Source organism: Streptomyces sp. NPDC030021 (assembly GCF_055574035.1).
On the sequence record NZ_JBVIAH010000003.1, the window covers coordinates 549,194 to 572,370 of the forward strand.

Consider the following 23,177-nt stretch of genomic DNA (forward strand, 5'->3'; position numbering starts at 1 on the left):
TCGGGAAAGCACGTCATCAGTTCCGTAGGGAGTTGGAAGCCATGGCCCCAGTCGCCATGCGTAGTGTTGCGAAATCCCTTTCCGAAGCGAAGCCGGTCTCGTACTGGCTGGACGACCCCGGCAAGCCGGCCCCCGAGCCGGCGCTGACCTCCGACGAGCGCTGCGACCTGCTGGTCATCGGCGGCGGCTACAGCGGACTGTGGACCGCCCTGATCGCCAAGGAGCGCGACCCCGGGCGGGACGTCGTACTGATCGAGAGCAAGGAGGCGGGCTGGGCCGCCTCCGGCCGCAACGGCGGATTCTGCGCCGCCTCCCTCACCCACGGCCTCAGCAACGGAATGGCCCGCTGGCCCGGCGAGCTGGCCAAGCTGGAGGAGATGGGCGCCCGCAACCTCGACGCCATCGAGGAGGCCGTCGCCCGCTACGGCATCGACTGCGACTTCGAGCGCACCGGCGAGATCGACGTCGCCACCGAACCGCACCAGGTCGAGGAGTTGCGCGAACTGCACGAGGAGGCGCTGCGCCTAGGCCTCGCCGACGGCTCCGAATGGCTGGACGGCGAGGCGGTGCGCGCCGAGGTCGACTCGCCGACCTTCCTCGCGGGCCTCTGGGACCGCGACGGCGTCGCCATGCTCAATCCGGCGAAGCTGGCCTGGGGCCTCAAGCGGGCCTGCCTGGAGCTCGGGGTGCGGATCTACGAGAACACCCGCGGCCTCAAGCTGGCCGCGGCCGGCTCCGGGATGACGGTGACGACCCCCTACGGCACGATCCTCGCGCGCCGGGTCGCCCTCGGCACCAACATCTTCCCCTCACTGGTCCGCCGGGTCCGCCCGTTCACCGTCCCGGTCTACGACTACGCGCTGATGAGCGAGCCGCTCGACGAGGCCCAGCTGGCCGCGATCGGCTGGAAGAGGCGGCAGGGGCTCGGCGACAGCGCCAACCAGTTCCACTACTTCCGGATCACCCGTGACAACCGGATCCTGTGGGGCGGCTACGACGCGATCTACCCCTACCGAGGGAAGCTCGACTCCGAGTACGACCACCGCCCCGAGACCTACCTCAAGCTCGCGGAGCACTTCTTCACGGCCTTCCCGCAGCTGGAGGGGCTGAAGTTCAGCCACGCCTGGGGCGGCGCCATCGACACCTGCTCGCGCTTCTCCGCCTTCTTCGGCACCGCGCACTCGGGGAAGGTGGCCTACGCGGCCGGCTACACCGGCCTCGGCGTGGGGGCCACCCGGTTCGGGGCGGAGGTGATGCTGGACCTGCTGGACGGGCTCTCCACCGAGCGCACGCGGCTGGAGATGGTGAAGTCCAAGCCGATGCCGTTCCCGCCCGAGCCCTTCGCCTGGACCGGGATCGCGCTCACCAAGTGGTCGCTGGCCCGCGCGGACGCCCGCGGCGGACACCGCAACCTGTGGCTCAAGACGCTCGACCGCTTCGGCCTCGGCTTCGACAGCTAGCCCGCCCCGAGCCCCGAGCCCCGAGCCGCGCGCCCACCGCGCGCGCCGTCCCGAGCCGCGCGTCCGGCGCGGACCGCCGTCACCGTGTGACCCGGTTCACTGCCATGGAGTAACGAAACCCGCGTCATACCTGCGCCCGGCCCCGCTCTCTCCAGGTGAGAACCCCTCACCTACAGGGAGCGGAGGCCGGGCGATGACGATTCCGGGGGCCAAGACGGCAGTGGATTGGCTGGCATCGGTGGCGCCGGATCCGGACGCCTGCCGGTGGGAGTGGGAGCGCAACCCCCTCGGGGTCGTCCTGCTGCCCGCCGGCCGGCGCTGGGACGTGCTGGTCCTGCCCGGGGAGCTGGGGCGGCCTACCCTCGACGTGCTCCGCCTGCTGCTCGACCGGCCCGGCCCGGTGCTCGCCGACTTCGGCGACTCCCGGGTGGGCTTCTTCGTGCCCGCGGGCACGGCGTCGCGGTGGCTCGGCACGGGCGTACGGGGTGCCGGGCGCGGCAGCTGGATCGTGGTCCCGTATCCCGGCCGGGCGGCCGGCGGGGTGCGCTGGCTGGTGCTCCCGGACGGCGAGGGGACGCTCACCGACCCGGCCGTGCTGGAGCTCGCGATGCACGAGGCGGCCGCGAGCGTGCCGGCGAAGGAGGGCCGGAAGTCTTGACAAGGGCATTGGTCTGGACCATCTTGGGCGCCGCTGACCCCCTCCATCCCACCATGCACCGGAGGCAGTTGTGCGCAGAGCCCTACCCCTCCTCGCGGCCGCCGCCCTCGCGGTGGCCGGCTTCCTCGCCGCGGGCCCGCCCGCCGCGGCGGCCGACGCCGACCTCGTACGCAACGGCGGCTTCGAGGCAGGCCTCGACGGCTGGAGCTGCTCCGGCGGCAGCGGAGCCGTCGTCACCACACCCGTCCACGGCGGAACTTCCGCCCTGAGGGCCACCCCGGCCGGCCAGGACAACGCCCGCTGCTCCCAGACCGTAACCGTCGAGCCCGACTCGGCGTACACGCTCGGCGCGTGGGTGCAGGGCGCGTACGTCTACCTCGGCGCGACCGGCACCGGCACCACCGACGTGTCGACCTGGACGCAGACGCCGGGTGCGTGGAAGCAGCTGACGACCACCTTCCGCACCGGCCCGTCCACGACCTCGGTGACCGTCTACACCCACGGCTGGTACGGCCAGCCCGCCCATCTCACCGACGACCTCACCCTGGTCGGCCCGGACCCCGGCGGTCCCGGGCAGCCCCGGCCCCCGGCCGCCCCCACCGGCCTGACCGCCTCCGCCACCTCGTCGACGTCCGTCGCGCTGTCCTGGTCGGCGGTCCCGGGCGCCACCTCGTACACCGTCCACCGGGACGGCGCGGCGCCGCTGTCCGTCACCTCGGCCTCGGCGGCCGTGACCGGCCTCGCCGCGGCCACCACGTACACCTTCCGGGTCAGTGCGGTGAACGCGGCGGGCGCCTCCCCGCAGAGCGCGCCCGCCTCCGCGACCACGCCCGGTGGCGGGGGAGGCGGCGGGGGCGGCCTCCCCGCGCACGCGCTCGTCGGCTACCTGCACGCGAGCTTCGCCAACGGCTCCGGATACGTCCGGATGGCCGACGTGCCGGCCTCCTGGGACGTCATCAACCTCGCCTTCGGCGAACCCACTTCGGTGACCTCGGGCGACATCCGCTTCCGGCTCTGCCCTCTCGAGGAATGCCCGAACGTCGAATCCGAGGCGGAGTTCAAGGCAGCCATCAAGGCCAAGCAGGCGGCCGGCAAGAAGGTGCTGATCTCGATCGGCGGCCAGAACGGCCAGGTCCAGCTCGCGAGCACGGCCGCCCGGGACACCTTCGTCTCCTCCGTCAGCAAGATCATCGACGAGTACGGCCTCGACGGCCTGGACATCGACTTCGAGGGCCACTCCCTGTCCCTGGCCACCGGGGACACCGACTTCCGGGCACCCACCACCGCGGTGGTCGTCAACCTGATCTCGGCCGTGAAGACCCTGAAGGCCCGCTACGGACCGGACTTCGTCCTGACCATGGCCCCGGAGACCTTCTTCGTCCAGCTGGGTTACCAGTACTACGGCTCCGGCCCCTGGGGCGGCCAGGACCCGCGCGCCGGCGCGTACCTCCCGGTCATCCACGCCCTGCGCGACGACCTCACCCTGCTCCACGTCCAGGACTACAACTCGGGCTCGATCATGGGCCTCGACAACCAGTACCACTCCATGGGCGGCGCGGACTTCCACATCGCCATGACCGACATGCTGCTCACCGGCTTCCCGGTCGCCGGGAACACCGCCCGGGTCTTCCCAGCCCTGCGCCCGGACCAGGTCGCCATCGGCCTGCCGGCCACGGCCAACGCGGGCAACGGCCACACCTCGCCCGCAGAGGTGAACAAGGCGCTGAACTGCCTGACGAAGAAGACCGACTGCGGGACCTACCAACCCCACGGCACCTGGCCGGGGCTGCGCGGCCTGATGACCTGGTCGATCAACTGGGACCGCTTCGGAGGCTGGGAGTTCAGCCGGAACTTCGACGCGTACTTCGGAGGCTGAGCCATCCCGCCCGGCCGGCCCACGCCACGCCGAGCAGCAGGGGAGTGCAGAGCAGCAGGCTGGCCAGTACGTCCAGCGGCCAGTGCCACCCCCGCAGGATCAGCCCGACGGCCGTCGCCCCCGTGAGGACCAGGGCGGCGGCCGTCGGCCATGCCCGGCGGGTGTACGGGCGCACGAGCAGGGCCGCGCCGAGGTAGGCGACGGCGGCGGTGGCCGTGTGGCCCGAGGGGAAGTAGCCGGCGGCCCAGGGCTCCAGGGGTCCGGGCCGGGCGGTCCACTCCTTGAACGGGATGACCAGGGCCGGCACCAGGGCCATCGCCAGGCCCGCGGCCCCGGCGGCGAACGCCCGACCGCGCCGGGCGGCGTAGGCCATGGCCAGGACGAGGACGGGCACGGCGACCGGGATGTTGCCGAGGTCCGAGAGGCGCTCGGTGACGGAGTCCGGGACCGAGCGCACCAGGGCGCGGCTCAGCGCGTGGTCCGGGGTCAGCAGCGGGCCGGAGACCAGCACCTGCCAGGTGACCAGGGAGAAGAGGAGGCCGCAGACCGCGGCGATCAGGAGAGGAGTGGCCGGCCGTCCCGGAACAGGGGGGATGGTTCCGGGACGGCCGCCCGGATCGGGTTGCCGGGCGCCCCGGGGGGTTTGGGGCGAACGGCTGTCCGATCGGTGAGGAGTGTGCGCGAACGCATGCCCAGTACGGTGCTGGGGAAGCCCAGTACTGGTGTCGCCCCCGGTTTCCCTGGAGCGGGGTGTCTCACTCATCTGCAGAAACCGTACGGCAGCGAAAGGGGGACCGACAGCAGGATCGCGCTCCCGCCATCGGCCCCCCACAGCTTCTTCACAGCGTCCGCCCGTTACCGCCGGTAGGTGCCGGTCGCGGCGTGCGCACGTTCTAGCCGTTCGATCAGATGGCCGTGCCGATGGCCGCGAACGCGGCCTCGATGAGGTCCAGGCCCTCGTTCAGCAGGTCCTCGCCGATGACGATCGGCGGGAGGAAGCGGAGCACGTTGCCGTAGGTGCCACAGGTGAGGACGAGCAGGCCCTCGGCGTGGCAGGCCTTGGCGAGCGCGCCGGCCGCCTCCGGGAACGGGGTCTTGGAGACCGGGTCCTTGACCAGCTCGATCGCGATCATGGCGCCGCGGCCGCGGATGTCGCCGATGATGTCGTACTTCTCCTGCATGGCCGTCAGACGGGCCTTCATGACGGACTCGATCTTCTTCGCCGCGGCGTTGAGGTCGAGCTCCTTCATGGTCTCGATGGAGCCGAGCGCACCGGCGCACGCCACCGGGTTGCCGCCGTAGGTGCCACCCAGGCCACCCGCGTGCGCGGCGTCCATGATCTCGGCGCGGCCGGTCACGGCGGCGAGCGGCAGACCGCCCGCGATGCCCTTGGCGGTGGTGATCAGGTCCGGGACGATGCCCTCGTCCTCGCACGCGAACCACTGGCCGGTGCGGCAGAAGCCGGACTGGATCTCGTCGGCGACGAAGACGATGCCGTTGTCGTTGGCGAACTTCACGATCGCGGGCAGGAAGCCCTTGGCCGGCTCGATGAAGCCGCCCTCGCCGAGGACCGGCTCGATGATGATCGCGGCGACGTTCTCGGCGCCGATCTGCTTGGTGATCTGGTCGATCGCCTGGGCGGCGGCCTCGGGGCCGCAGTTCTCGGCACCGGTGGGCCAGCGGTAGCCGTAGGCGACCGGGACGCGGTAGACCTCGGGGGCGAACGGACCGAAGCCCTGCTTGTACGGCATGTTCTTCGCGGTCAGCGCCATGGTGAGGTTCGTACGGCCGTGGTAGCCGTGGTCGAAGACGACGACGGCCTGGCGCTTGGTGTACGAACGGGCGATCTTGACGGCGTTCTCGACGGCCTCGGCGCCGGAGTTGAACAGGGCCGACTTCTTGGCGTGGGTGCCCGGGGTCAGCTCGGCGAGGGCCTCGCAGACCTCGACGTAGCCCTCGTACGGGGTGACCATGAAACAGGTGTGGGTGAAGTCGGCGAGCTGCGCGGAGGCGCGGCGCACGACGGCCTCGGCGGAGGCGCCGACCGAGGTCACGGCGATGCCGGAGCCGAAGTCGATCAGGCGGTTGCCGTCGACGTCCTCGATGATGCCGCCGCCCGCGCGGGCCGTGAAGACGGGCAGCACGGAGCCCACGCCACCGGCCACGGTCTGCAGGCGGCGGGCCTGCAGCTCCTGCGACTTGGGGCCGGGGATCGCCGTGACGATCTTGCGCTCCTGCGGAACAGCGGTCATAGGGGGCTCCTGGGGGGTGTTTTCGGACGCACTTGTCTCTTTGTCCGCAGGCTAGGCCCGCGAGCGGTGGTCCTGCATGCTCCGTTCGGTAGTGATCACCGCGTGTCCTTGTCCGTGACGGCCATAGGAAGGACCCGTGCGCGCGTCTTGCGGACGGCGCGGCGCGGCGCATCGGAGCGCGGGTACGGGCCCACGGCCGACGCCGGGCAACTACATTGAGCGACGCAGCGCAGGCACGGGCAGGGGGCAGGGGTTTCATGGACACCGACGGCACGCACGACGGACAGGCAACCCGCTCGGATCGCGTACCGAGACCTGCCGGCGCCCCACAGGCGCATCCGCCGAAGCCGCGCCACGCGCCGGGCCGGGGGCCGACCGTCGCCGACTGGCTGCGCACCCCCCGGCCGGTCGCCGAGCCGGGCGTATGGCGCTACGGCCACCTCCCGCGGGCGGCGGTGGAACCGCCGACGACCCCCGACCGGGCTCTTGCCACCGGAGCACTCGTCTCCTTCCTTGCGTGTGTCCTCGTCTGGTCCCTGATGCGCAACACGTACATCCCCTTCTGGGACGCACCGCTCAACCTCTTCACGCCGGACAGCTGGTACGCCGCGAACGGGGAGCCGGTCATGGGGACGGGCGGGATGCGGGCCAAGCCGATCTACGAGCTGCTCTTCGTCTCGGCGCTCCTCTACGGGTTCGGCCGGCTCGGCAGCTGGCGGACCGCATGGATGCGCCTGGTCGTCGAGCGCGGCCCCTGGGCACCGGCCCTCGCGGTCGTACCGCTGGCGTGGGTCACGCTCCTCCTCGTCGACAACCACCAGCTGCCGCTCCGGCAGCTGGTCTTCGCGTTCCTGCCGTACGGCACGGACCAAGAGGCCAACCTCGCGCTCGACAGTACGGCGAAGACCGCGATCGACGTGGCCGTCGTCCTGGCCTTCGCCTGGCTCGGCGGCGCGGTCCGCCTGCTGCGCCGGATCCGGCCAGCCGCGAATCCGGCCCGTCCGGCCCGCCCTCGGGCGACACCTGCCGAGGAGCAGGAGGAGGACCCCGCGCGGTGGCCGCAGTTGCGGGCCGCCGGGCTGGGGGAGGTTGCCGAGCGGCTGGAGGTGGAGGCCGGGGGTGGGCGGATGAACGACGTGGACTACGCCCGGATCCGGCGGGCCTGGGACTCCGTGCGCGTCGACCCCTCGCGGATGCGGGCCTTCGCCGACGCCGTGCGTGACAAGGGCGCCGGGGCCTGTGTGCACCCGTCCGGGGCACGGGACCTGCCCGTGCGGGCCGCCCGGCACGATCTGCTGGCCCGGCAGGTGCTGCTGGGCACCGTGGAGGACGGCGCCCGCAACCCGTACTCCCGCCGCGGTACCGCCCTCGCCCTCGACCCCGACGTGCTCGGCACCTCCCTGCTCGCCGTCGGCCCCTCCGGCACCGGCAAGACCCGGCAGCTGGTCCGGCCCGTCGTCGAGTCGCTCTCGCTCCAGGCCCTCGCCGGCCAGGCCGCCGTCGTCGCCGTCGGAGCGGCTGGCGCCCAGCTCGGGCCGGACGCCGCCTTCGACGTCGTGGTCCGGGTCGGCGACCCCGCCTCCGTCTACGACCTCGACCTCTACGGCGGCGCCACCGACCCCGACGAGGCCGCCACCCTGCTCGCCGAGGCCTTCGTCGGGGATGTCCCCGGGATCGACGTACGCCGGGCCGCGACCGCCCTCGCCCAGCTCCTCGGGCCGTTCCGGGCGGCGTACGACCGCTTCCCGACCGTGCCCGAACTGCGCGAGCTGCTCGATCAGGTCCCCACCGCCTTCGACGCGCTGCGCCGCGACCTCGCCGGACAGCACGCCATGCTGCGCGAGCTCGACGCCCGGGCCCGCCAGCACGGCGCCCCGGCGGACCCGGGCCCCGCCCTCGCCGACCGGGTGGCCCTGTTGGACCGGCCCGCCTTCGCCGGCTTCTTCGACACCACCGGCCAGGGCCGGCCGTTCTCGCTGCGCGCTCTGGAGCACCCGATCCGTGTCCGCGTGGACCTGCCCGAACGCGGGCACGCCGACGCCTCCCGGATGCTGGCCCGGCTGCTGCTCGCCCAGTTCAACGCCGCCGCGGCCGCCCGCACCGACCGCTCCCTCTTCGCCTTCCTCGCCTTCGACGACGCCTCGCACACCCTGACCGCCGAGACCGTGCGGGGGGTCCAGCGGCTGCGCTCGGCGCATGCGGGCGTCCTGCTCACGCTGCGCACGCTGGACGACGTACCGGAGGCGCTGCGGACGCCGCTGCTCGGGGCGGTCGGCTGCCGGATGGCCTTCTCCGGGGTCACCACCTGGGACGGCAAGCGCTTCGCCGAGGCCTGGGGAACCGAGTGGGTGGAGACACGGGACGTCACCCATCGCACCGTCTTCGCCGACCAGCCGCTCACCCGCCTGATGCACTCCTTCCGCAAGCTCGTCACCGGCAAGGCGGTCACCACGGACGCGGTGACCGTGCGCCAGGTGGAGCGCGAGCGGTGGTCCGCCTCGGACCTGGCGCACGCCGTGCCGCCGGGGCACGCGGTCCTGTCGCTGACCTCGGTGCGCGGGGAACGGGCGGCTCCGCTGCTGGTCCGCCTGGCCGGAACGTCCTGACCCGCACCCCGACCCGTACGAGGTGGCAGAATCGAGGGGAGTCGTTCGTACGACACGGCGAAAACCGTCGGCGGTCTGCCTCCTGACCCTCCCGCTCGCCCCCTCCCGCTAAGGCCACTGGTAACCGATGCCGCTCACCCTCGCCTCACTCGTCCAGCACTCGGCGCTCAAGCTCGGCGTCCGGGCCGGGGAGGACCGCCTCGACACCCCGGTGCGGTGGGCCCACGTCAGCGAGCTCGCCGACCCCGTCCCCTACATGGAGGGCGGGGAACTGCTCCTGATCACCGCGATGAAGCTGGACGCGGGGGACCCGGAGGAGATGCGCGCCTACGTACGCCGCCTCGCCGCGGCCGGAGTCGTCGGCATCGGCTTCGCGATCGGCGTCAACTACGAGGAGATCCCCGAGGCGCTGGTCGAGGCCGCGCGGACCGAGGACATGCCGCTGCTGGAGGTGCCGCGGCGGACCCCCTTCCTGGCGATCAGCAAGGCGGTCTCCGCGGCCCTCGCCGCGGACCAGTACCGGGCCGTCACCGCCGGTTTCGAGGCCCAGCGGGAGCTGACGCGCGCCGCGCTCTCCGTCGACGGCCCCACCGAGCTGCTGGTGAAACTGGCCGCACACGTGCACGGCTGGGCCGCGCTGTACGACACCTCGGGCGCGGTCGTCGCGGCCGCCCCCGACTGGGCCGCGCGCCGCGCCGCCCGGCTGACGCCCGACGTGGAACGGCTGCGGGAGCGCCCGGCGCCCGCGAGCGCCGTGGTCGGCGGCTCCGAGGACCGCGTGGAACTGCAGTCCCTGGGCACGGGCCGGCGCGCCCGCGGCGCGCTCGCCGTCGGTACCGCGGCCCCGCTCGGCACGGCCGAGCGGTACGCCGTCCACTCCGCCGTCGCGCTGCTCACCCTCACCACCGAGCGCTCGCGTTCGCTGCGCGACGCCGAGTCCCGGCTGGGGGCGGCGGTGCTGCGGATGCTGCTCGCGGGCGAGGCGGACCACGCGCGGGCCGTGGCCGGAGACCTGTACGGGGCCCTGCTGGAGGCACCGTTCCGGCTCGTCGTGGCCGAGCCGGCCCTGGCGGGGACCGCGCAGCCGGAAGGCCTGGCACTGCTGTCCGACACGGTGGAGTCGGCGGCGGCCCGGACCGGAGAGGCGCTGCTCGTCGTCCCGGAGGAGGGCCGGCTCGTGGTCCTGGCCTCCGACGGGGGCTCGGCCGTACAGGCGTGCATGGACCACGCGGAGGCACTGGAGGCGCGGCGCGGCCGGGACGCGGCCGGGCCGGAGCCGGACGAGCTGGTGGTCGGCCTGTCCGCGCCGGCCGGACCGGGCGGTGTGGCGGCGGCCCTCAAACAGGCCGACCAGGCCTTGGCCGTGGCCCGGCGCCGCGGCCGGCCGATGGTGGAGCACGAGGACATGGCGGCGGGCTCGGTCCTGCCGCTGCTGGCCGACGACGCCGTACGGGCCTTCGCGGACGGCACCCTGCGCGCCCTGCGGGAGCACGACGCGACCGGGCGCGGCGACCTGGTGGCCTCGCTCCAGGCCTGGCTCTCCCGCCACGGGCAGTGGGACGCGGCCGCGTCCGACCTCGGCGTGCACCGGCACACCCTGCGCTACCGGATGAAGCGGGTCGAGGAGATCCTCGGCCGCTCCCTGGAGGACCCGGACGTCCGCATGGAGCTGTGGCTCGCCCTCAAGGCGACCTCGACCCCGTCCTAGCCGTATCGACTCGTAAGGGCGCGCACCCGGCGGGCTGGACAGTGACAAAGCGGCGAAGCGCGACGACCCGCCGCTCCATCAGGGACAAACGCCGAAACGCCGAGGGAGTTCTACGGTGGAGGGGTCAGGACCCACCGCACACTTCCGAAGGGCCGGGATTCGCATGACTTCCACCCACGCCTTCTGGCTCGCCGGCCGCCAGGCCACCGGCGAGGACAGCTTCGACGTCCACTCCCCGTGGGACGGCCGCCTGGTCGGCGCCGTCAGCGTGCCCACCGACGAGCAGGTCGAAGAGGCCGTGGCCGCGGCGTACGCCGTGACGGCGGAGTTCTCCGCGACCCCCGCCCACGTACGGGCCGCGGCCCTGGACCACGTGTCCAAGCGGCTCGCCGAGCGCACCGAGGAGATCGCGCAGCTGATCTCCGCCGAGAACGGCAAGCCCGTCAAGTGGGCCCGCGGTGAGGTCGGCCGTGCGGTGTCCGTGTTCCGCTTCGCCGCCGAAGAGGCCCGCCGCTTCAACGGCGGAGAGGCCCAGCGCCTCGACACCGACGCCGGTGGTGTCGGCCGTCTCGCGCTGACCCGCCGCTTCGTCAAGGGCCCGGTCCTCGGCATCGCGCCGTTCAACTTCCCGCTGAACCTGTGCGCCCACAAGGTGGCCCCGGCCATCGCCGTCGGCGCGCCGATCATCCTCAAGCCCGCCCCGGCCACGCCGCTGTCCGGTCTGATCCTGGGCGAGCTGCTCGCCGAGACCGACCTCCCGGCCGGTTCCTGGTCGGTCCTGCCGGTCGCCAACGACAAGATGCCGGCCCTGGTCAAGGACGAGCGCCTGCCCGTCATCTCCTTCACCGGTTCCGACACCGTCGGCTACGCCATCCAGCAGTCGGTGCCCCACAAGCACTGCACCCTGGAGCTCGGCGGCAACGCCGCGGCCGTCGTCCTGGACGACTGGTCCTCCGAGGCCGACCTCGACTGGGCCGCGACCCGTATCGCGACCTTCTCGAACTACCAGGCCGGCCAGTCCTGCATCTCCGTGCAGCGCGTGATCGCCGACGCCTCCGTCTACGACCGCCTCGTCGAGAAGGTCGTCGAGAAGGTTCAGGCCCAGGTCACCGGCGACCCGTCCGACTCGGCCACCGACGTCGGCCCCCTCGTCTCCGAGGCCGCCGCCCAGCGTGTCGAGTCCTGGGTCGACGAGGCCGTGGCCGGCGGAGCCAAGCTGCTCGCCGGCGGCAAGCGCGCGGGTGCCTCGTACGAGCCCACCGTCCTGGCCCACGTGCCGGACGGCGTCAAGCTCGCCACCGAGGAGGTCTTCGGACCGGTCCTGACGCTGAAGAAGGTCGAGAACACCGACGAGGCCTTCGCCGCCGTCAACGACTCGAAGTTCGGTCTGCAGACCGGCGTCTTCACCCGCAACGTCCAGACCGCGTTCCGGGCCCACCGCGAGCTGGAGGTCGGCGGTGTGATCATCGGCGACGCGCCGTCCTACCGCGCCGACCAGATGCCGTACGGCGGCGTCAAGCAGTCCGGTGTGGGCCGCGAGGGCGTCCGCTACGCGATGGACGACTACACGTACGAGCGAGTCCTGGTCCTGACCGGCCTCGACATCTGATCTCGTACGGCCCCAAAGCCGACGGCCGGAGCCTACTGTGCGGGGGCTCCGGCCGTCCCCCTTTTCCCTCCGGGCTCGTCTCGCCTCCGGGCGCTCTCGCCGGCTCCGGGACGGCGCGCCCCTTCGGCTCACCCGCCTGGGCGTAGCCCCGCGGCCCGGCCGGATTTCCCTCGCTCGGACGGCCCGGCTTTTCCCGGCGGGCCGGAGAGGGTACGACTCACAGGTAGCACCGGCTGGTAATGCCGGTGGACCCCGACTTCCGACTTCGGCGGCGAGGTGAGTCCCCTCATGTCCGCAACACAGCCCAAGGTGACCGAGCGCGAGGCACGGCAGGTCGCGGAGGCGGCCCGGGAACAGGACTGGCGCAAACCCAGTTTCGCCAAGGAACTGTTCCTCGGACGCTTCCGGCTCGACCTGATCCACCCCCATCCGCTCCCCGCCGACGAGGACGTCCGGCGGGGCGAGGCCTTCCTGGCCCGGCTGCGGGAGTTCTGCGAGACCCGCATCGACGGGGCCCTCATCGAGCGCGAGGCGAAGATCCCCGACGAGACCGTGCGCGGTCTCAAGGAGCTCGGCGCCCTCGGCATGAAGATCGACCCCAAGTACGGCGGCCTCGGTCTCACCCAGGTCTACTACAACAAGGCGCTGGCCCTCGTCGGCTCCGTGAGCCCGGCCATCGGGGCCCTGCTCTCCGCCCACCAGTCGATCGGCGTGCCCCAGCCGCTGAAGATGTTCGGCACGCAGGAGCAGAAGGACGCCTACCTGCCCCGCTGCGCCACCACCGCCATCAGCGCCTTCCTGCTCACCGAGCCCGACGTGGGGTCCGACCCGGCGCGCCTGGCCACCACGGCCGTCCCGGACGGGGACGACGCGTACGTGCTCGACGGCGTGAAGCTGTGGACGACCAACGGGGTCGTCGCGGACCTGCTCGTCGTGATGGCCCGCGTCCCACGGCGTCAATCGGGTGAAGGGGCCGAGAACCACCGCGGCGGGATCACCGCCTTCGTCGTCGAGGCGGACTCGCCGGGGATCACCGTCGAGCACCGCAACGCCTTCATGGGCCTGCGCGGCCTGGAGAACGGCGTGACCCGCTTCCACCGGGTCCGGGTCCCCGCCGCCCAGCGCATCGGCGCCGAGGGCGCCGGGCTCAAGATCGCCCTGACCACGCTCAACACCGGCCGGCTGTCCCTGCCCGCCATGTGTGTCGGCGCCGGGAAGTGGTGCCTGAAGATCGCCCGAGAGTGGTCCGGCGTACGCGAGCAGTGGGGCCGCCCGGTCGCGCGGCACGAGGCGGTCGGCGCCAAGATCTCCTTCATCGCCGCCACCACCTTCGCCCTCGAAGCGGTGGTCGACCTCGCCTCCCAGATGGCCGACGAGGACCGCAACGACATTCGCATCGAGGCCGCCCTCGCCAAGCTCTACGGCTCCGAGATGGCCTGCCTGATGGCCGACGAGCTGGTCCAGATCCGCGGCGGGCGCGGCTTCGAGACCGCCGAGTCCCTGGCCGCCCGCGGCGAACGCGCCGTCCCCGCCGAGCAGATGCTCCGCGACCTGCGCATCAACCGGATCTTCGAGGGCTCCACCGAGATCATGCACCTGCTGATCGCCCGCGAGGCCGTCGACGCCCACCTCGCGGTGGCGGGCGACCTCATCGACCCCGAGAAGGCACTCGGCGACAAGGCGAAGGCCGGAGCCCGCGCCGCCGGGTTCTACGCCCGCTGGCTGCCCAAGCTCGCCACCGGCCCCGGCCAGATCCCCGGCACCTACCGCGCCTTCCACCCGAACGGCCACCCCGACCTCTCCACCCACCTGCGCTACGTGGAGCGCAGCGCCCGCAAACTCGCCCGCTCGACCTTCTACGCCATGTCCCGCTGGCAGGGCCGGATGGAGACCAAACAGGGCTTCCTCGGCCGGATCGTCGACATCGGCGCCGAGCTCTTCGCCATGAGCGCGGCCTGCGTCCGCGCCGAGCACCTGCGCGCCACCGGCGCCCACGGCCGTGAGGCCTACCAGCTGGCCGACGCGTTCTGCGAGCAGTCCCGGCTGCGCGTGGAGGAGCTCTTCGGCCGGCTCTGGTCCAACACCGACGACCTCGACCGCAAGGTGGTCGCGGGCGTCCTGTCCGGCACCTACGCATGGCTGGAGGAGGGCGTCCTCGACCCCTCCGGCGAGGGCCCCTGGATCGCGGACGCGGCGCCCGGACCTTCGACACAGAAAAACGTGCACCGCCCCATCCGCTGACCTGCGATCATCGCCGGACGTCGGACAGACGTACGAGGATGAGTACGAGTACTGGTACGCGTACGAGCACAGCGCGAGGCGGACGAGAACGATGCCGACGGCCGAGGAAGACCGCACCAGCCGACGGCTGGCCTGGTGCGTGGCGCACCTGCTGCGCCACGCACCGGACCACATCGTCACCGACATGATCGGCAGGCTGGACGAGCCCACCCGCAAATACCTGTGCCGGGACGAGTGGCTGTCGGCCTCGACCGTCACCCTGCTGCTGCGCCACGGCGGCGCGGCCGACCGGACCTTCATCGCGCGCAACCCCCGGGTCGTGGGCCGGCCGCTGCCCGGCCTGCCCGGACCCGCCCGCTACGCCCGCCGCCGCACCCCGCCCGAACTCCTGCCGGTGCTCCGCGCCGAACTCGGAAGGGACCCCGGCGAGGAACCGCTCGGTGCGGCCGAGCTGGCCGGCCTGCTGCGCCGGCACGGCAGGCGCGGGCCGCGGGTCCCGCTGGACATCCTGGCGCTGGGGTACCGGCCGGACCCCGAGCTGCTGCTCGCCGAGCACCTCCGCGAGCCGCTGCCGGCCGGCGCGGTCGAGGCCCTGCTGCTCGTCGCGGACCTGCCCCCGGAGACCGTCCACGCATTCCTGGCGCGTCCGGCGGCGCCGCCGGACGGTCGCTCCTGGCACCGGCCCGCCGTCCGCGCCGTGCGGATGGGACGGGTCACGCACGAGGAACTCGTCACCCACGTCGCCCCCGCGCACCGGACCCTGCTGCTCGCCCGCCTCCCCGGCACCCACGGCCTGCGCTGGACCCTGCCCGAACAGGCCGGCATGCAGACGGCCGTCCTGCGGGCCCTGCGCCCGCTGGGGGACGATCCCCGGCTGTGGGCGGAGCTGCTGAGGCACGCCCCGGGCTACGGGGGCCCGCTGCCCGCGCTGGTCGCCGCACTGGCCGACGGCACCGTGCCCGAGCCGGCCGACGCGGGTGAGCCCGGCCCCGACCTCGTCCGCGCCGTACGCCACCTGACGCCGACGGCCGGCGAGCCCTACGGGGGCGTGGAGCGCGAGCTGGCCCTGACGAGCCTCGCCGTACCGATGGACAGCGTCGCGGAGGACATCCGCTGGGTGCGCGACTGCATCGACCGCGGCCTGCTCACCGGCCACGACGTGATCCGGCACAAGCTGCCCGCCTGCTGGGCCCTCGACCAGGACCACTGGCTCGGCGACGTGGACCATCCCGACCGGCACGACCGCCCCGCGGCCGTCCTCGCCTCCCACACCGAGGCCGACCAGCTGCTGGCCCTGGCCCTCGACGAGGACCCGGAAGCCTGGTGGAGCGTCGCCCGGACGCTCCCGGAGTTCGCCGGAACGCTCCCGCACCTGCTTCTGCGGGTAACGGAAGGGGGCTCCGTGTCCGGCCGCTCATGACTTGCGGCAACAATGGGGGCATGAGCGACCGCCCAGCCCCCCTCGCCGATCCGCACCTCCTCTTCGACCCTGCGGCCGGCCTCCGGGACATCGTCATCCTCGGGTCCACCGGGTCCATCGGGACCCAGGCCATCGACCTCGCCCTGCGCAACCCGGACCGGTTCAAGGTCACCGCGCTGTCCGCCGCCGGCGGGCGGGTGGAGCTGCTGGCCGAGCAGGCCCGTCTGCTGCGGGTCAAGGCCGTGGCCGTCGCCCGCGAGGACGTCGTACCGGCCCTGAAAGAGGCGCTGAGCGCCCGGTACGGGCCGTCCGAGCCGCTGCCCGAGATCCTTGCCGGTCCGGACGCCGCGGCCGAACTCGCCGCCTCCGAGTGCCACACCGTCCTCAACGGCATCACCGGTTCCATCGGCCTCGCGCCGACCCTCGCCGCACTGCGGGCGGGCCGGACCCTGGCCCTGGCCAACAAGGAGTCGCTGATCGTCGGCGGCCCGCTGGTCAAGGCCCTCGCGAAGCCCGGCCAGATCATCCCGGTGGACTCCGAGCACGCGGCGCTCTTCCAGGCGCTCGCCGCCGGCACCCGGGCCGACGTCCGCAAGCTCGTGGTGACCGCCTCCGGCGGGCCCTTCCGCGGCCGCACCCGCGCCGAGCTGGCGAGCGTGACCGTCCAGGACGCGCTCGCGCACCCCACCTGGGCCATGGGCCCGGTGATCACCGTGAACTCCGCGACCCTGGTCAACAAGGGTCTGGAGGTCATCGAGGCGCACCTGCTCTACGACATCCCCTTCGACCGCATCGAGGTCGTGGTCCATCCGCAGTCCTACGTGCACTCGATGGTGGAGTTCACCGACGGCTCCACGCTCGCGCAGGCCACCCCGCCGGACATGCGCGGCCCGATCGCGATCGGCCTCGGCTGGCCCGAGCGGATCCCGGACGCGGCCCCGGCCTTCGACTGGACCAAGGCCTCCACCTGGGAGTTCTTCCCGCTGGACACCGAGGCTTTCCCGTCGGTGGGCCTCGCCCGGCACGTGGGCACCCTCGGCGGCACGGCCCCGGCCGTGTTCAATGCGGCCAACGAGGAGTGCGTGGAAGCATTCCTGGCAGGTCGGCTGCCGTTCACAGCAATCATGGATACGGTCTCTGCCGTGGTCGATGAGCACGGGACGCCTGAGTCGGGAACCTCCCTGACGGTCCAGGACGTCCTTGAAGCGGAGACCTGGGCCAGGGCCCGGGCGCGGGAGATGGCGGCACGGGCCGCCGCGGAGGCGTGCGCATGACACTACTGATGACGGTGCTCGGGGTCGTGGTCTTCGCGGTCGGCCTTCTGGTCTCCATCGCCTGGCACGAGCTGGGGCACCTCTCCACGGCCAAGATTTTCGGCATTCGCGTGCCGCAGTACATGGTGGGCTTCGGGCCGACCATCTGGTCGCGGAGGAAGGGCGAGACCGAGTACGGGATCAAGGCCATCCCGATGGGCGGCTACATCCGCATGATCGGGATGTTCCCGCCCGGCGAGGACGGCAAGATCACCGCCCGCTCCACCTCGCCGTTCCGGTCGATGATCGAGGACGCGCGCTCGGCCGCGTACGAGGAGCTCCAGCCCGGGGACGACACCCGGCTCTTCTACACGCGCAAGCCGTGGAAGCGCGTGATCGTGATGTTCGCCGGGCCGTTCATGAACCTCATCCTGGCCGTGGCGATCTTCCTCACGACCCTGATGACCTTCGGGCTCAACACCCAGACCACCTCGGTCGCCACCGTCTCGGACTGCGTCGTCCAGCAGAGCGTGAAGCGCGACAAGTGCCTGCCCACCGACCGGCCCGCCCCCGCCAAGGCGGCGGGCCTGAAGGCGGGCGACAAGATCGTCGCCTTCAACGGCCGGCCGGTCGGCGACTGGTCCGCCCTGCAGAAGAACATCCGCGCCACCGTCGGCCCCGCCACGATCACCGTGGAGCGGGCCGGGGAGCGGACGGACCTCAAGGCGAACCTGATCGAGAACAAGGTCGCCAAGACGGACGGCAACGGCAGGTACGTCAAGGACGAGTACGTCACCGCGGGCTTCCTCGGCTTCGCCCCCGCCTCCGGCTACGTCCCGCAGTCCTTCGGCCAGTCCGTCGACCGCATGGGCGAGATGATGGAGGCCGGCGTCCAGTCGCTGGTCCAACTCCCGACCAAGGTCCCCGACCTGTGGAACGCGGCGTTCAACGGAGCCGAGCGCAAGCAGGACAGCCCGATGGGCGTCGTCGGCGCGGCGCGGGTCAGCGGTGAGATCTTCACCCTCGACATCCCCGCCCAGCACCAGCTGGTCTTCTTCCTCAACCTGCTGGCCGGCTTCAACCTCTCGCTGTTCCTGTTCAACATGCTGCCGCTGCTCCCGCTCGACGGCGGGCACATCGCCGGCGCCCTGTGGGAGTCGTTCCGGCGCACCCTGGCGCGGATCTTCCGGCGCCCCGACCCCGGCCCGTTCGACGTGGCGAAGCTGATGCCCGTCGCGTACGTGGTCGCGGGTCTGTTCATCTGCTTCACCCTGCTGGTGATGGTGGCGGACGTGGTCAACCCGATCAAGATCACCTAGTTTACGGGGCTCTGCCCCAACGCACCGGGAGCCGGGCACGGATCGTGCCCGGCTCCCTACGTTCGGGTGGCGCACCCCTCGGATGCACGGGCCGCGCCTTGGTTGGCGTAATCTCGAAGCCTGGAGCCCGCCGATCTCGGGACCTTGATCCACACCTTGGGGTTGCACAGCAGATGACTGCCATCTCTCTCGGAATGCCGGCCGTGCCGACGAAGCTTGCCGACCGCAGGGTCAGCCGCAAGATCCAGGTCGGCAAGGTGGCCGTCGGCGGCGACGCACAGATCTCCGTGCAGTCGATGACCACCACCAGGACCTCCGACATCGGGGCGACGCTCCAGCAGATCGCCGAGCTCACCGCCTCCGGCTGCGACATCGTCCGCGTGGCGTGCCCGACGCAGGACGACGCCGACGCGCTCGCCGTGATCGCCAAGAAGTCGCAGATCCCGGTCATCGCCGACATTCACTTCCAGCCGAAGTACGTGTTCGCCGCGATCGACGCCGGCTGCGCCGCGGTCCGCGTGAACCCGGGCAACATCAAGCAGTTCGACGACAAGGTCAAGGAGATCGCGAAGGCCGCGAACGAGACGCGCACGCCGATCCGCATCGGTGTGAACGCCGGCTCCCTCGACGCCCGACTGCTGAAGAAGTACGGCAAGGCCACCCCCGAGGCGCTGGTCGAGTCCGCGCTGTGGGAGGCCTCCCTCTTCGAGGAGCACGGCTTCGGCGACATCAAGATCTCGGTCAAGCACAACGACCCGGTCGTCATGGTCAACGCCTACCGCCAGCTCGCCGCCGCCTGCGACTACCCGCTGCACCTGGGCGTCACCGAGGCCGGCCCCGCCTTCCAGGGCACCATCAAGTCCGCCGTCGCCTTCGGTGCCCTGCTCTCCGAGGGCATCGGCGACACCATCCGCGTCTCCCTCTCCGCCCCGCCGGCGGAGGAGGTCAAGGTCGGCATCCAGATCCTGGAGTCGCTGAACCTCAAGCCGCGCCGCCTGGAGATCGTCTCCTGCCCGTCCTGCGGCCGCGCCCAGGTCGACGTCTACAAGCTGGCCGAGGAGGTCACGGCGGGCCTGGAGGGCATGGAGGTCCCGCTGCGCGTCGCGGTCATGGGCTGCGTCGTCAACGGCCCGGGCGAGGCCCGTGAGGCCGACCTCGGCGTCGCCTCCGGCAACGGCAAGGGCCAGATCTTCGTGAAGGGCGAGGTCATCAAGACCGTCCCCGAGTCGAAGATCGTGGAAACCCTCATCGAAGAGGCCATGAAGATCGCGGCGCAGATGGAGGCGGACGGCGTGATGAGCGGCGAGCCCACCGTCGCCATCGGCGTCTGATTCTCCGGGCCCGGCTCGGGCCCCGTCGTCAGTGGCCCCGGCACCGTTCCCGCAGTTCGGGGGCGGTCCGGGGCTCTTTCGTGACCTCGGACGCGGCATCCCCGGGCCCCGCCGGGTACAGTGCGGAGATCAGCAGACTTGCATGGTGAGGCCCCAGTGTTGACGCAGACCACCACCCGGGTCCTTGAGCCCAGTGATCTCGACGCCGCGATGGACATCCTCGGACGCGAGCCGGTCGAGAACGCCTTCGTCACCTCGCGGGTCCAGGTCGCCGGACTCGACCCCTGGCGCCTGGGCGGCGAGATGTGGGGCTGGTACGCCGACGGCGAGCTCCGCTCGCTCTGCTACGCGGGCGCCAACCTGGTCCCCGTCTGCGCCGGACCCGACGCCGTACGCGCCTTCGCCGACCGGGCCCGCCGCACCGGCCGCCGCTGCTCCTCCATCGTCGGCCCCGCCGAGGCCACCCGGCTGCTGTGGCAGCTCCTGGAGCCCAGCTGGGGCCCGGCCCGCGAGGTCCGCTCCCACCAGCCGCTCATGGTCATCGAGCGCCCGTCCGCCACGGTCGAGGCCGACCCGCAGGTCCGCCGGATCCGCAAGGACGAGATGGACCTGATCATGCCCGCCTGCGTGGCCATGTTCACCGAGGAGGTCGGCATCTCGCCGATGGCCGGTGACGGCGGCCTGCTCTACCAGGCCCGCGTCGCCGAGCTCGTCGCCAGTGGCCGTTCCTTCGCCCGCGTCGACGACGGCAAGGTCGTCTTCAAGGCCGAGATCGGCGCCGCCACCGCCCGCGCCTGTCAGATCCAGGGCGTGTGGGTGGACCCCGGCTTCCGGGGCCAGGGCCACTCGGAGACCGGGATGGCCGCCGTCGTCCGGTACGCGCTGCGCGACGTCGCTCCCGTGGTCAGCCTCTACGTGAACGACTTCAACACCGCCGCCCGGGCGGCCTACCGCCGCGTGGGCTTCCGCGAGGTCGGCGCGTTCATGAGCGTGCTCTTCTGACACCCGGTTCCGACACCCGGCCGCACCTGATCCGAAAGGCGGGTCACGGACCCCGGCTGCGGCATTCCGGCAGCCCCGTACCGCGAAGTAAGGTCGCCGCATGCTGCCTTCCGGAGTCCGAATCGGTCCCCTCGACCTCGCCGCCCGCGTGGACGAGGCCCTGCGCGTGCAGGCCGTCGCCTTCGGCCTCAGCGAGGAGGAGGTCGGCATCCGGCGCTACATCGTCCAGCGCCACATGACCTGCCGCGGCGCCCGCGCCCTCGGGGCGTTCGCCGAGGACGGAGCGCTCACCGGATTCGTGTACGGGATGCCGAACGACCGCACCCACTGGTGGTCCACCATCGTCGAGCCCTACCTGCGGGCCGGCGGGCACGAGGACTGGCTCGACGGCTCCTTCGTGATCACCGAGCTGCACGTCCACCCCGGCTTCCAGGGCCACGGCGTCGGCCGCGCCCTCATCACGGGCATCACCGACGACGCCGCCGAGCCCCGCTCGATCCTCTCCGCCATCGACACCGAGAGCCCCGCCCGCGGCCTCTACCGGGCTCTCGGCTACACCGACCTCGCCCGCCAGGTCCACTTCCCGAGCGCGAGCCTGCCGTACGCCGTCATGGGCGCCACCCTGCCGCTGAGCAGGCACTGAAACCGGTACCACGGGCCGCCGGGCCCCCGGTAATCTCCCGGCATGTCTACGCAACACGTGCAGCGCATGTCCCGCCTCATGGCCAAGACCCTCCGCGAGGACCCGGCCGACGCCGAAACCCTCAGCCACCGGCTCCTGGTCCGCGCCGGCTACGTCCGGCGCAGCTCGGCCGGGGTGTGGACGTGGCTGCCGCTCGGCAAGCGGGTCCTGGACAACGTCTCGCGCGTCGTCCGCGAGGAGATGGACGCGATCGGGGCCCAGGAGGTGCTGCTCCCGGCCCTGCTGCCGAAGGAGCCGTACGAGGTCAGCGGGCGCTGGTCGGAGTACGGGGACCTGCTGTTCCGGCTCAAGGACCGCAAGGGCGCGGACTACCTGCTCGGGCCGACGCACGAGGAGATCTTCACCCTCGTGGTGAAGGACCAGTGCACCTCCTACAAGGACCTGCCGGTCATGCTGTACCAGATCCAGACCAAGTACCGCGACGAGGCGCGGCCCCGGTCCGGGGTACTGCGCGGGCGCGAGTTCCAGATGAAGGACTCGTACTCCTTCGACGTGTCCGACGAGGGCCTGGAGGAGTCCTACCGGCTCCACCGCGAGGCGTACGTCCGCATCTTCGAGCGGCTCGGCCTGGACCACCGGATCGTGTCGGCCGTGTCGGGCGCGATGGGCGGCTCGGCGTCCGAGGAGTTCCTGGCTCCGGCCGAGGCGGGCGAGGACACCTTCGTGGACTGCCCGTCCTGCGACTACGCGGCGAACACGGAGGCCGTGACCTTCGCCCTGGCTCCCGTGACCGCGGAGCACCCGGCGGTGGAGGAGGTGGACACCCCGGACACCCCGACGATCGAGACCCTGGCCGCGCACCTGGGCGTACCCGCTTCGGCGACGCTCAAGAACCTCCTGGTCAAGGTCGACGGCGAGATCACGGCCGTCGGCGTGCCGGGGGACCGGGAGGTGGACCTCGGCAAGCTGGGCGAGCACCTGGCCCCGGCGGTGGTGGAGTTGGTGACGGCCGAGGACTTCGAGGGCCGCCCGGACCTGGTACGCGGCTACGTGGGCCCGCAGGGTCTGGAGAAGGTCCGCTACCTGGCCGACCCCCGGGTCGCGCCCGGCACTTCGTGGGTCACGGGGGCCAACCGGGCGGACACGCACGCCCGGAACGTGGTCTGCGGGCGGGACTTCGAGGTCGACCGCTACCTGGACGTGGTGGTCGTGGAGCCGGGTGACCCCTGCCCGTCCTGCGGGGCGGGGCTGAAGCTCGACCGGGCCATCGAGATCGGGCACATCTTCCAGCTGGGCCGCAAGTACGCCGACGCCTTCGGGCTGGACGTGCTCGGCCGCGAGGGCAAGCCGGTCCGGGTCACGATGGGTTCGTACGGCATCGGCGTCTCGCGTGCGGTGGCGGCGCTGGCCGAGCAGACGGCGGACGAGCGCGGCCTGTGCTGGCCCGCGGCGGTGGCCCCGGCCGACGTCCACGTGGTGGCGGCGGGCAAGGCGGTGCCGCTCGCGCTGGCGGATGAGGCGGCGACGGCCCTGGCCGCGGCGGGCCTGCGGGTGCTGCTGGACGACCGCCCCGGCCTGTCGCCCGGCGTGAAGCTCACGGACGCGGAACTGATCGGCGTCCCGTGGATCCTGGTGGCGGGCCGCCGGTCCGCCGACGGGGTGGTCGAACTCCAGCACCGCGCGTCGGGCACCCGTGAGGAACTCCCCCTGGCAGAAGCCCTGTCCCGCCTGACGTCGTAGCCCCGGCTGCGACCCGGCCCCGGGGCTCCGCCCCGGACCCCCGCGCCTCAAAACGCCGG

16 protein-coding genes are annotated in these 23,177 nt (G+C 72.4%); 14 read left to right on the forward strand and 2 right to left on the reverse strand.

The window, feature by feature from the left end; translation table 11 throughout:
• Positions 1 to 41: 41 nt before the first annotated feature.
• The 3 genes from ACZ4YL_RS08580 (at position 42) to ACZ4YL_RS08590 (ending at position 3,994) form a co-directional block, all read left to right on the forward strand.
• Positions 42 to 1,460, forward strand: a complete 1,419-nt coding sequence (locus tag ACZ4YL_RS08580) for an NAD(P)/FAD-dependent oxidoreductase (protein WP_468114756.1) — start codon at positions 42 to 44, stop codon at positions 1,458 to 1,460.
• Positions 1,461 to 1,653: 193 nt separating this feature from the next.
• A complete protein-coding gene (locus ACZ4YL_RS08585; protein ID WP_468114758.1) occupies positions 1,654 to 2,118 on the forward strand; it encodes a hypothetical protein in 465 nt (154 codons plus the stop codon).
• 112 nt (positions 2,119 to 2,230) lie between these two features.
• Positions 2,231 to 3,994: a chitinase gene (locus tag ACZ4YL_RS08590; protein WP_468114851.1), complete on the forward strand. Its 1,764-nt coding sequence runs from the start codon at positions 2,231 to 2,233 to the stop codon at positions 3,992 to 3,994.
• Here ACZ4YL_RS08590 and ACZ4YL_RS08595 read toward each other — a convergent pair.
• Complete coding sequence (locus ACZ4YL_RS08595) at positions 3,960 to 4,757, reverse strand: phosphatase PAP2 family protein (RefSeq protein ID WP_468114760.1); 798 nt, start codon at positions 4,755 to 4,757, stop codon at positions 3,960 to 3,962. The genes ACZ4YL_RS08590 and ACZ4YL_RS08595 overlap by 35 nt on opposite strands.
• 142 nt (positions 4,758 to 4,899) lie before the next feature.
• On the reverse strand, positions 4,900 to 6,246 hold the full coding sequence (gabT, locus tag ACZ4YL_RS08600; RefSeq protein ID WP_030012869.1) for a 4-aminobutyrate--2-oxoglutarate transaminase: 1,347 nt from the start codon (positions 6,244 to 6,246) through the stop codon (positions 4,900 to 4,902).
• Between the two features lie 257 nt (positions 6,247 to 6,503).
• Between gabT and ACZ4YL_RS08605 the strand changes: the two genes are divergently transcribed.
• The 11 genes from ACZ4YL_RS08605 (at position 6,504) to ACZ4YL_RS08655 (ending at position 23,118) form a co-directional block, all read left to right on the forward strand.
• Positions 6,504 to 8,852 (forward strand): ATP/GTP-binding protein, encoded by a 2,349-nt coding sequence (locus tag ACZ4YL_RS08605; RefSeq protein WP_468114761.1) that lies wholly within the window; start codon positions 6,504 to 6,506, stop codon positions 8,850 to 8,852.
• Between the two features lie 127 nt (positions 8,853 to 8,979).
• The gene (locus ACZ4YL_RS08610; protein WP_468114763.1) at positions 8,980 to 10,560 is read left to right on the forward strand and encodes a PucR family transcriptional regulator; all 1,581 of its coding nucleotides are present in this window, start codon (positions 8,980 to 8,982) and stop codon (positions 10,558 to 10,560) included.
• Between the two features lie 163 nt (positions 10,561 to 10,723).
• Positions 10,724 to 12,169, forward strand: a complete 1,446-nt coding sequence (locus ACZ4YL_RS08615) for an aldehyde dehydrogenase family protein (RefSeq protein ID WP_468114765.1) — start codon at positions 10,724 to 10,726, stop codon at positions 12,167 to 12,169.
• A 288-nt stretch (positions 12,170 to 12,457) separates the two neighbouring features.
• The gene (locus tag ACZ4YL_RS08620) at positions 12,458 to 14,410 is read left to right on the forward strand and encodes an acyl-CoA dehydrogenase family protein (protein WP_468114767.1); all 1,953 of its coding nucleotides are present in this window, start codon (positions 12,458 to 12,460) and stop codon (positions 14,408 to 14,410) included.
• Positions 14,411 to 14,501: 91 nt separating this feature from the next.
• The gene (locus ACZ4YL_RS08625) at positions 14,502 to 15,830 is read left to right on the forward strand and encodes a serine/threonine-protein kinase (protein ID WP_468114769.1); all 1,329 of its coding nucleotides are present in this window, start codon (positions 14,502 to 14,504) and stop codon (positions 15,828 to 15,830) included.
• A 20-nt stretch (positions 15,831 to 15,850) separates the two neighbouring features.
• Positions 15,851 to 17,104, forward strand: a complete 1,254-nt coding sequence (dxr, locus tag ACZ4YL_RS08630; protein ID WP_468114771.1) for a 1-deoxy-D-xylulose-5-phosphate reductoisomerase — start codon at positions 15,851 to 15,853, stop codon at positions 17,102 to 17,104.
• Positions 17,101 to 18,402: a M50 family metallopeptidase gene (locus ACZ4YL_RS08635; RefSeq protein WP_468114773.1), complete on the forward strand. Its 1,302-nt coding sequence runs from the start codon at positions 17,101 to 17,103 to the stop codon at positions 18,400 to 18,402. Before dxr ends, ACZ4YL_RS08635 begins: the two co-directional genes overlap by 4 nt.
• Positions 18,403 to 18,575: 173 nt before the next feature.
• Positions 18,576 to 19,733, forward strand: a complete 1,158-nt coding sequence (ispG, locus tag ACZ4YL_RS08640) for a flavodoxin-dependent (E)-4-hydroxy-3-methylbut-2-enyl-diphosphate synthase (RefSeq protein WP_202199471.1) — start codon at positions 18,576 to 18,578, stop codon at positions 19,731 to 19,733.
• 159 nt (positions 19,734 to 19,892) lie between these two features.
• The gene (locus ACZ4YL_RS08645) at positions 19,893 to 20,735 is read left to right on the forward strand and encodes a GNAT family N-acetyltransferase (RefSeq protein WP_468114775.1); all 843 of its coding nucleotides are present in this window, start codon (positions 19,893 to 19,895) and stop codon (positions 20,733 to 20,735) included.
• 100 nt (positions 20,736 to 20,835) lie between these two features.
• The gene (locus tag ACZ4YL_RS08650; RefSeq protein WP_468114777.1) at positions 20,836 to 21,378 is read left to right on the forward strand and encodes a GNAT family N-acetyltransferase; all 543 of its coding nucleotides are present in this window, start codon (positions 20,836 to 20,838) and stop codon (positions 21,376 to 21,378) included.
• Positions 21,379 to 21,420: 42 nt separating this feature from the next.
• Complete coding sequence (locus ACZ4YL_RS08655; RefSeq protein ID WP_468114779.1) at positions 21,421 to 23,118, forward strand: proline--tRNA ligase; 1,698 nt, start codon at positions 21,421 to 21,423, stop codon at positions 23,116 to 23,118.
• Positions 23,119 to 23,177 lie beyond the last annotated feature (59 nt).